Origin of the sequence: Kitasatospora sp. NPDC127121, from assembly GCF_042677305.1 — a bacterium.
Taxonomy (GTDB): domain Bacteria; phylum Actinomycetota; class Actinomycetes; order Streptomycetales; family Streptomycetaceae; genus Kitasatospora.
Map to the genome: position 1 here is coordinate 1 of NZ_JBHXTQ010000141.1, position 9307 is coordinate 9307.

The window sequence follows — 9307 nt, forward strand, 5'->3', positions numbered from 1 at the left end:
GCGGGTGGGGAGGTTCGTCGCCCACTCCGCGCTCTTCCTGATCGTGGCGCTCACGCCGTCGTCGGGCGGGGGCGGGGCCGCGCCCGGCGGGGGTGGGGGGGGGGGCGCGGCCGGGCTGGCAGGTGGCGCCGTCACGCGGCGGCGTCAGGCGGCGCCGCTCACGCCAGGGCGACCAGCTCCAGGTAGGAGTCGTGCCACAGGTCCTCGTCGCCGTCCGGGAGGAGCAGGACGCGGTCGGGCCGCAGGGCCTCGATGGCACCCAGGTCGTGGGTGACCATCACGATCGCGCCCGGGTAGGTGCCGACCGCCGCCAGCACCTCCGCCCGGGAGGCCGGGTCGAGGTTGTTGGTGGGCTCGTCGAGCAGCAGGACGTTGGCGCCGGAGTGGACCAGGCCGGCCAGCGCCAGCCGGGTCTTCTCACCACCCGAGAGGACCCCGGCCGACTTGTCGGCGTCGTCTCCGCGGAACAGGAACGCGCCGAGGACGTGCCGCAGTTCGCCGTCGCTCAGGTGCGGCGCGGCCTGGGCGAGGTTGTCGCGGACGCTGCGCGCCGGGTCGAGGGTGTCGTGCTCCTGCGCGAAGTAGCCGAGCCGCAGGCCAGGGCCGGGCACCACCCGGCCGGTGTCGGGGCTCTCGTGGCCGGCCAGGATGCGCAGCAGGGTGGTCTTGCCGGCACCGTTCAGGCCGAGCACGACCATCCGGCTGCCCCGGTCGACGGCCAGGTCGAGGCCGGTGAGCACCGGGCGGCCGGCGTAGGCCTTGGCGAGGCTGATCGCGCCGAGCGGCATCCGGCCGCAGGGGGCGGGTTCGGGCAGCCGGATCCGGGCCGTCCGTTCGGCCTGCCGGGCGGGTTCGAGGTCGGCGAGCATCCGGTCGGCGCGGCGGGCCATGCTGCGGGCGCTGGTGGCGGTGGCGACGTTGGCCCGCATCCGGTCGGCCTGGGCGTGCAGGGCGGCGGCCTTGCGTTCGGCGTTGGCCCGTTCCCGGGTGCGGCGGCGTTCGTCGGCGGCGCGCTGGTCGAGGTAGGCCCGCCAGCCGGTGTTGTGGACGTCGATCGCGGCGCGCTGCGGGTCGAGGTGGAAGACCCGGTTGACGGTGTCGGCGAGCAGGCCGAGGTCGTGGCTGATCAGGACCAGCCCGCCCTGGTGGGCCGCGAGGAAGCCGCGCAGCCAGGCGACGGAGTCGGCGTCGAGGTGGTTGGTGGGTTCGTCGAGCAGCAGGGTGCCGTGGTCGGCGAAGAGGATCCGGGCCAGCTCGACCCGGCGGCGCTGGCCGCCGGAGAGGGTGCCGACCGGGGTGTCCATGACCCGGGCGGGCAGTCCGAGGCCGGCCGCGACCCGGGTGGCCTCGGCCTCGGCCGCGTAGCCGCCCCGGGACTGGAACTCGGCCTCGGCGCGGGTGTAGGCGTCCATCGCCCGGCGCTGTTCGTGCGGTCCGTCGGCCTGCGCCATCGCCTCTTCGGCGGCGCGCAGCGCGCGGACGGCGGTGGCCAGGCCGCGGGCGGACAGGATGCGGTCGGTGACGGTGGCGGACGGGTCGGCGGCGCGGGAGTCCTGCGGGAGGTAGCCGACGGGGCCGGTGCGGGTGACCGTCCCGGCGGCGGGCGGCAGTTGTCCGGCGAGGGTGGCGAGCAGGGTGGTCTTGCCGGCGCCGTTGCGGCCGACCAGGCCGATCCGGTCGCCGGGGGCGATGTGGACGGTGATGTCGGACAGCAGGAGGCGGGCGCCGACGCGCAGGTCGACACCACGGGTGGTGATCATGGGATAACGCTCCGAAACAGCGAACGGACACACGGGTGGTGTGGAGGCGGGTCCGTCGGCTAGGAAATTCGGGGCGTAGACATGCGGCCCAGGGTAGCGGGGCGGGTGGAGCGTCCGCATCCGAATTGCCGGCGGGAGCGCACCGCGTCCGCGCGGGTTTCGGCCAGTGGGGCGGGTGTTGGCTCGTGGGGCCCCCTTGCCGGGGCGCGGGCCCCGCGCTTCCATGACCCGCATGGGTCGACGTGAGCTCGTTCTCTTGACTGATCACAGTTCGACCGAAGGAAGCCGCGACGTCCTCGCCGCCGCCGCCCGGGCCCTCACCGGCCGGGCGCCCGTGCTGCTCGACGCCCGGCACTTCATGACCGGCGGGGGCGGCCGGATCCGCCCCGACGATGGGGGCGGGCTGCGCCTGGAGGCGGACGGCCGCAGCGTGGCGGCCGACGCCGTCGTGGTCTACGAGATCCCGCCGCACCGGCGGCGCGACTTCGCGCCCTTCCAGCGGCTGCTGGGCGCACACGGCGCCCGCTCGCTCGGCACCGATGTGCAGGCCTGGCGGGCGGCCACCGAGAAGGACCTCACGGTGGCCCGCTTCACCCGCGACGGCGTCGCGCACATGCCGACCGTCTCGCTGTCCCGGCCGAGCCTGCGGGCCGCCGCCGAGGCCTTCGACCGGCTCGGCGGCGACGTCTGGGCCCGACCCTGCGTCGGGATGGGTGGCGACGACGTCTTCCACGTCACCACTCACGCCCAACTCGCCTCCGCCGCACGGCACTACGAGCGCGACGGGGCGGACTGGCTGATCGCCCGGGATGCCCGCAACTTCACCCCGGACGGCCGCCGCCACCAGTACCGGGTGGTGGTGCTCGACGGCCGGGTGGTCCGGGTCGTCGAACACGTGCAGGCGGATCCGGACGCCCCCTGCAACGAGAGCCGCGGCGCCGTCTCCGCCCCGCTCGCCGCCGCCGAACTGCCCCGGGGCCTCGCGGACCTGGCGATCCGTGCGGTCGCCTGCCTCGGCCTGCCGCTGGCCGGTGTCGACCTCGCCGCCGAGAGCGGCGGCGTGGTCTTCGAGGTCAACGTCCACCCGGCGTTCGGCCGCGGCGCCCTGGAGCAGGTCGCCGTGCCGTACGTGGCCGCGCACCTGGAGCCCGTCTGACGGTTCCGGCCGGGTGCGCGGCGGCCGGGCGCGCCCCGGGCCGGCAGCTGGCGAAGGATGCCGGTCGGCGGCCGGGCACGTCCCTGGCCGGTCAGCTCCGCAGGATGGCGGCGAGGAGCGACGGGCGGAACAGCAGCGTCGGCGGGGCGACCAGCGACATCACCTCGTGGAAGGCGGCGGTGACCGCCGGGTTGTGGGCGGCGCCGGCCAGCACCTTGTCGAGGAAGCGGTGCTGGAGCGCGAGCAGGGCGCCGGAGGGTCCGCCGGTGGTGGCGGCGAAGCGGACGTCCTCGGTGCAGGACATCACCCACGGGTTCTTGGAGACGGCCGCGATCGCGCGCCGGGCGTCCCGGGCCGTGGCGTGGCCGATGCCGCCGTGGCGCAGGGCGGTGCGGCGCAGCTCCCGGGCGCAGAACAGGGCGACGGTGACGCCCTGCCCGTACACCGGGTTGAAGGTGCTGGCGGCGTCGCCGACCACCACCAGGCCGTCCGGGGCGCTGCGTTCGTAGTGCCGCCGGATGCCGGGGCCGGGGACGAAGCCGCGCACCTCGCCGGCCGGCTCGGCCTGCTGGAGCGCCTCGCGGATGCTCGGGTCGCGCAGCCGGGCCAGTTGCTTGGTGAACCCGGCTTCGCCGGGCTCGGGTTCGGCGCCGCGCATGCCGGCGACGCTGACGATCCAGCGGTCGCCCTCGACCGGCAGCAGCACGCCCAGGTGGGGCGCGTCCGGGGCCTTGGTCTGCACGTAGATCGCCTTGTAGCCGATGTCGACGCCGGCCGGGCGGTGGAACAGCCGGGAGGAGTACGCGACGCCCGCGTCCACCCGCTCCTCGGGCACCGGCGGGTGGCCCAGCTCCGCCAGCCAGTCCGGCACCGAGGTCGTGCGGCCGGCCGCGTCCACCACCAACTCGGCAGGTATCTCCCGGACTTCGCTGCGTTCGGGCCCGCGGTCGCGGACCTTGACGCCGGTCACCGTGCGGGCCGACCCGAGCAGGCCGACCACGTCGGCGCCCTCCAGGAACTCGATCGTGGGCTCGGCGCGGACCCGGTCCAGCACCGCCTTGTCCAGCACCGGCCGGGTGCAGGAGAGGAAGGCGAGCTGCGCCGGGTACTGCGCCATCCACCCCGCCGAGCTGAGCCACTTCAGATCGCCCGAGACGGCGACCCTCGTCGCGCCCGCCTCCGTGAGCTCCTGGTTGATGCCGGGCATCATCTCCTCCAGCGCCCGGTGTCCGGCCTCCAGCACCAGGTGCGCGTGCCGGCCCTGCGGCACCCCGGCCCGGAACGTGGGCTCCGCCGGGTAGCGGTCCCGCTCCACCACCACGATCCGTTCGGCGAACCCGCGCAGGGCCCAGGCCGCCACCGTGCCGGCCAGCCCGCCGCCGATCACCACCGCCGTGCCCCGCCCGGGGGCCGTTTCCGAAGAAGTCATGACACGTAGCGTAGTCGGGCAGTGGCGGCCCCGTAATCGCATCGGCGGGATGAACGGGCAGGACACGGGCGGCCGTTGGTGCCCGAACGCGCCGGGCGCACGACCGGTCCGGAACACTGTCGCGCGGCGCCCCCGGGGGCGGGCGGTGGGAGGCACCCGGGAGCGGGTACTACACTCGGCGGGAGTTGTGCAGGCCCCCCTTCCGGTGCGCGGGCGCGCGGAGCCGAGGAGGTGAGAGCCGTGGAGTGCAGTAGTCCGGGTCGAAGTCGGCCCCGCCCCCGGTTGTCCCGCACCATTCGCGGCACCCGGCGTTCCTCCTCCCGTACGGCTCCCGCGCGGCGCTGACCTCGTCCTCGACGGGGTGCCGCCGGTCGCGCCGTGCGCGTGGTGGCCGGCCGGGCGCCTCCGGCCCGCCGTCCCCGGACGGCGACCGGGCACCCACCGTGGAGGTACCCGCCATGTCCGACTGGCGTGTGCGCGCCGTGCGCGCGAGCAAGCGTCCGTTCTCCCGCCCCGCCGGGGGCCCCGGACCCGCCGACGCGCAGCCGGCGCCGGAGCACTCGATGGATCCGCGGCCCGACCAGCCCGTCGAGCCGGTCACCCTGGAGCGTTCCGTGGTGGACGCGGCGGTCTACCGGGACGGGCGGCGGATCGACACACCGGCGAACCTCGCCGACATCTACCGCGAACTGCCCGACCGGCCCGGCGCGATGGCCTGGATCGGCCTGTACCGCCCCGCCGAGGCGCAGCTGCTGGAGGCGGCGGACCGGTTCAACCTGCACGAACTGGCCGTCGAGGATGCCATCGTCGCCCACCAGCGGCCGAAGCTGGAGCGCTACGGCGACACGCTGTTCGTGGTGCTGCGCGCCGCGCGCTACCTGGACGAGGCGGAGGAGGTCGACTTCGGCGAGATCCACCTCTTCGTGGGCCCCGACTTCGTGCTCACCGTCCGCCATTCGCAGGCACCGGACCTGTCCGCGGTGCGCCGCCGCCTGGAGACGGACCCGGACCTGCTCGCGCTCGGCCCGGAGGCGGTGCTGTACGCGGTGCTGGACGCCGTGGTGGACGGGTACGCGCCGGTGATCGCCGGGCTCCAGCACGACATCGACGAGATCGAGACGGAGGTGTTCGGCGGCGACCCGCAGGTCTCCCGGCGCATCTACGAGCTGTCCCGCGAGGTGATCGAGCTCCAGCGGGCCACCCGGCCGCTGCTGGAGATCATGAAGAGCCTGGAGGCGGGCTTCGGCAAGTACGGCACCGACGACGAGCTGCAGCGCTACCTGCGCGACGTCGCCGACCACGCCACCTACGCCGCCGAGCGGGTGGACGGCTTCCGGCAGATGCTGCAGAACATCCTGACCGTGAACGCGACGCTGGTCTCGCAGCGGCAGAACGAGGAGATGAAGCAGCTCGCCGAGGCCGGGCACGTGCAGAACGACGAGATCAAGAAGATCTCCTCCTGGGCGGCGATCCTCTTCGCGCCGACGCTGATCGGCACCGTGTACGGGATGAACTTCGAGATCATGCCGGAGCTCAAGTGGGCGTTCGGCTACCCGTTCGCGGTCGGGCTGATGGCGCTGGTCTGCACCGGGTTGTACGTGGTCTTCAAGCGCCGCAACTGGCTCTGACGGCAGGGCGGGGCGCGGCGGGGCGCGGCGCGGCTGGTGCGGGGCGCGGCGCGGTCCGGCTCGGGCGCGGTGCTCGCGACCGGCTCCGCCGTGCCGCCGAAATCCGGCGCGGCCCCGCGAAGGCAGCGCTGACCGGCTGCCGCAACCGGCGCCGACCGCACGGCCGTTCGCCCGGCGTCAGGGATTCGTCAGGGCGGCGGCGCGGCGCTTGCCCCGGTCCGCGCCCGCCGGTTGGATGAGGAGCATGAACCGCCCGGCACGCCACCACGACCGCCCGCCGCATCCGCGGCCGCCGGTCCGCGTCGCCGCGGCCGCCATCGCCGTGCGCTGATCCGCGCCTCCCCGCCGGAGGGCACGGCACGTGCCGCGCCCCGCCCCGTCGCCCGATCGGCGCGGGGTGCGGGCGGGCGCGCGAGTTCCGCATCTCATCAGGTCTTTTGAGCCCGCACCCCGGCCCGGACAGGGCCGGCGGTGCCCCGCACCCTGGGAACGGTCATGTCCGAATCCGTCCTGTCCGCTCGTACCGCCCTCGTCACCGGCGCCTCCTCCGGCATCGGCTGGGAGACCGCCCGGCTGCTCGCCGGGCTGGGTGCCACCGTGCTGGTGCACGCCCGGACCACCCCGGAGGCCGAGGCGGCCGTCGCCAGGCTGGTCGACGCCGGCGCCCGCCGGGACCAACTCGTCGAGCTGGCCGCCGACTTCACCCGCCTCTCGGAGGTCGCGGTGCTGGCCGGCACGGTCGTCAAGCACTACCCGGCGCTGGACCTGCTGGTCAACAACGCCGCCGCGCTGGCGCCCGAGCGCTGCACGCTGACCGACGACGGCAACGAGGTCTCGCTGCAGGTCAACTTCCTGGCCGCGCACCTGCTGGCCAGGCTGCTGCGGGCGCCGCTCTCGGCGTCCGGCGACGCCCGGATCGTCAACGTCTCGTCCTGGCTGCACCGGACGGCGTCGGTGAACTGGTCGGACCCGCACCGGGTGAAGAGGTACTCACGGGTGGCCGCGTACGCGCAGTCGCAGCTCGCGCTCACCATGGCGACCGCCGACATGGCCCCGGCCGGCTCCGGCATCACCGCCGTCAGCCTCAACCCGGGCCTGTGCGACACGGCGCTGCTGCCGCTGTACGGGCGGGCCGGCGCGCCGGCGGCGGAGGGTGCGGCGGCCGTCGTCCGGCTCTGCCTGCCGGACGTCGCGGTCGCCAACGGCGCCTACTACGACGGCGGTTCGGTGGCGCCGGTGGCGCAGGCCGCCCAGGAGGAGCGCTCGCTGAAGCGCCTGGTCAAGCTGGCGGACCAGTTGGTCGGCCAGGCCGCTTGAAGCCCTTTCCCGGAATCGGAGAGCACACGATGTCCAAGCGCGCCCGCAAGAAGAGGGCCCGGCGGAAGAGCACGGCGAACCGCGGCCGCCGGGCCGGGCAGGGCTGACCCGCCCACCACCGCAGGCCACCACCGATCACCACCACCCATCACCACCACCCACCACCACCCATCACCACTCACCACCGCCGAGAACCGCCGCGAACCACTGAGGACCGCCGCGAACCGGCGGGCACCGCCGGGCGCCGGGGACGGTCGCTAAGGATGCGTCAAGAACGGCGCCCGGCGGCGTCAAGGAGCCGTCAGGGGGCGGCTTCCCGCAAGTGGCGCGGCACTAGCGTCGCCCGGCGGAGAGAAACGGTTCTGCTCCGGTTTCAGCAGGAAACCCCGGCGGACCGTGCAACGGGGGAGAGGAACGTGCGGCCATGACCACCTCGGCAGCGGGCACGACGGCCACCACGGGGGAGACGGCCCCGGGGACGGAACCCGATCCGGCGGGTGAACCGGCCCCAGCCCCGGCCACGGCTCCAGCCCCGGCCACGGCCGCCCCGACCCCCCGCCCGAGCCCCCTGGCCCGGCTCCGGCACGGCGCGCGGACGGTCGGCGGCCGCGCCTACTGGACCACCCCGCGCCTGGTCCGCGGCCTCACCGCGCTCAGCCTGGCCGCCCTGATCGGCCTCGGCGCGGCCGCCACCACCGTCCTCGGCGGGGCCCGCGACGGCACCGACACCATCGGCCACCGGGCCGCCCCGCAGGCCACCCGCGCCGCCGACCTCTACTTCGCGCTCAGCGACATGGACGCCCAGGCCGCCAACCTGCTGCTGGTCGGCGCCGACCCCGACTACACGACGCTGCGCAAGCAGACCCTCGACACCTACGAGCAGCGCCGCGCGCAGGCCGACGGCGACCTCCAACAGGCCGCCCAGGCCGCGGCCGCCGACCCGGCCGGCCAGCGCGCCGTCCAGCAGGTGCTCGGCCGGCTCGGCAGCTACGAGGCCCTGGTGGCCCGCGCCCAGCTGCTGGAGGAGCAGGCCAAAGCCCCGGCCGGCCAGCCCTCGCCCGCCGCCCTGGACGCCTACCGCCAGGCCACCGACCTGCTGCGCCAGCAACTGCTGCCCGCCGCCGACCAGGTCACCGCCGCCAACGAGGCCACCGTCGAGCAGGTCTACACCGAGCGCCGCGACGCCCTCGGCAGCGGCTGGTGGTGGCTGCTCGCGGTCGGCCTGCTCGCGCTCGCCGCGCTGCTCGGGCTCCAGCGCGTCCTGGCGGTGCGCTACCACCGCGTCGTCAACCCGGCGCTGGCCGCAGTCACGCTGCTCACCGCCGTCGTGCTGGCGATCGGCCTGCACCTGGTCAGCCGCGCCGACGACCACCTGGTGACCGCCAAGAGCAACGCCTACGACTCGGTGATCGCGCTCAGCCGCGCCCGTGCCGTCGCCTTCGACCTGAACGCCGACGAGAGCCGCTACCTCACCGACCCGTCCCGCGCGGCCGCCTACGAGCAGAGCTTCCTCGACAAGACCCAGGCGATCGCCCGCCTGGACGGCGCCACCCTCGCCGACTACAACGCCCAGCTGGCGGCCGCCGCGGCCCGGCACCGCGCCGACCACACGGCCGTCCCCTTCGGCGGCTACCTCGGCACCGAACTGCACAACATCACCTTCCCCGGCGAGCAGGACGCCGCCGAGCGGGTGCTCGCCGCCTTCCAGCAGTACCAGCAGGACGACCGGAAGATCCGCGCGCTGCGCGACGAGGGCCGGCTCAAGGAGGCGGTGACGCTCAACACCGGCCTCTCCCAGGGGCAGTCCAACTACGACTTCGACCAGCTGAGCACGGCCATCGGGGACACCATCGCGGTCAACGCCAAGGCGATGGACTCGGCGGTCGCCGCGACCGACGGCGACCTCGACGCCGGCACGGCGGCCCTGGCCGCGGGCGCGCTGGCGGCGGCGCTCGCGCTCACCGCGCTGGGCGTCCGACCGCGCCTGCGCGAGTACCGGTAGCCGCCGGCGCCGACC

At 75.3% G+C, this 9307-nt stretch carries 6 protein-coding genes; 4 read left to right on the plus strand and 2 right to left on the minus strand.

The window, feature by feature from the left end:
* Positions 1–158: 158 nt before the first annotated feature.
* Positions 159–1760: an ABC-F family ATP-binding cassette domain-containing protein gene (locus ACFVHI_RS36545; RefSeq protein ID WP_380346329.1), complete on the minus strand. Its 1602-nt coding sequence runs from the start codon at positions 1758–1760 to the stop codon at positions 159–161.
* Between the two features lie 256 nt (positions 1761–2016).
* Between ACFVHI_RS36545 and ACFVHI_RS36550 the strand changes: the two genes are divergently transcribed.
* The gene (locus tag ACFVHI_RS36550; RefSeq protein WP_380346331.1) at positions 2017–2916 is read left to right on the plus strand and encodes a RimK family alpha-L-glutamate ligase; all 900 of its coding nucleotides are present in this window, start codon (positions 2017–2019) and stop codon (positions 2914–2916) included.
* 91 nt (positions 2917–3007) lie between these two features.
* Here ACFVHI_RS36550 and ACFVHI_RS36555 read toward each other — a convergent pair whose 3' ends face one another.
* A complete protein-coding gene (locus ACFVHI_RS36555; RefSeq protein ID WP_380346333.1) occupies positions 3008–4345 on the minus strand; it encodes an FAD-dependent monooxygenase in 1338 nt (445 codons plus the stop codon).
* A 458-nt stretch (positions 4346–4803) separates the two neighbouring features.
* Between ACFVHI_RS36555 and ACFVHI_RS36560 the strand changes: the two genes are divergently transcribed.
* The 3 genes from ACFVHI_RS36560 (at position 4804) to ACFVHI_RS36570 (ending at position 9292) form a co-directional block, all read left to right on the plus strand.
* On the plus strand, positions 4804–5973 hold the full coding sequence (locus tag ACFVHI_RS36560) for a magnesium and cobalt transport protein CorA (protein WP_380346335.1): 1170 nt from the start codon (positions 4804–4806) through the stop codon (positions 5971–5973).
* 495 nt (positions 5974–6468) lie between these two features.
* Entirely contained in the window at positions 6469–7290 is an 822-nt protein-coding gene (locus ACFVHI_RS36565; protein WP_380346337.1) for an SDR family NAD(P)-dependent oxidoreductase, read from the plus strand.
* Between the two features lie 424 nt (positions 7291–7714).
* Positions 7715–9292: a hypothetical protein gene (locus tag ACFVHI_RS36570; protein WP_380346338.1), complete on the plus strand. Its 1578-nt coding sequence runs from the start codon at positions 7715–7717 to the stop codon at positions 9290–9292.
* Positions 9293–9307 lie beyond the last annotated feature (15 nt).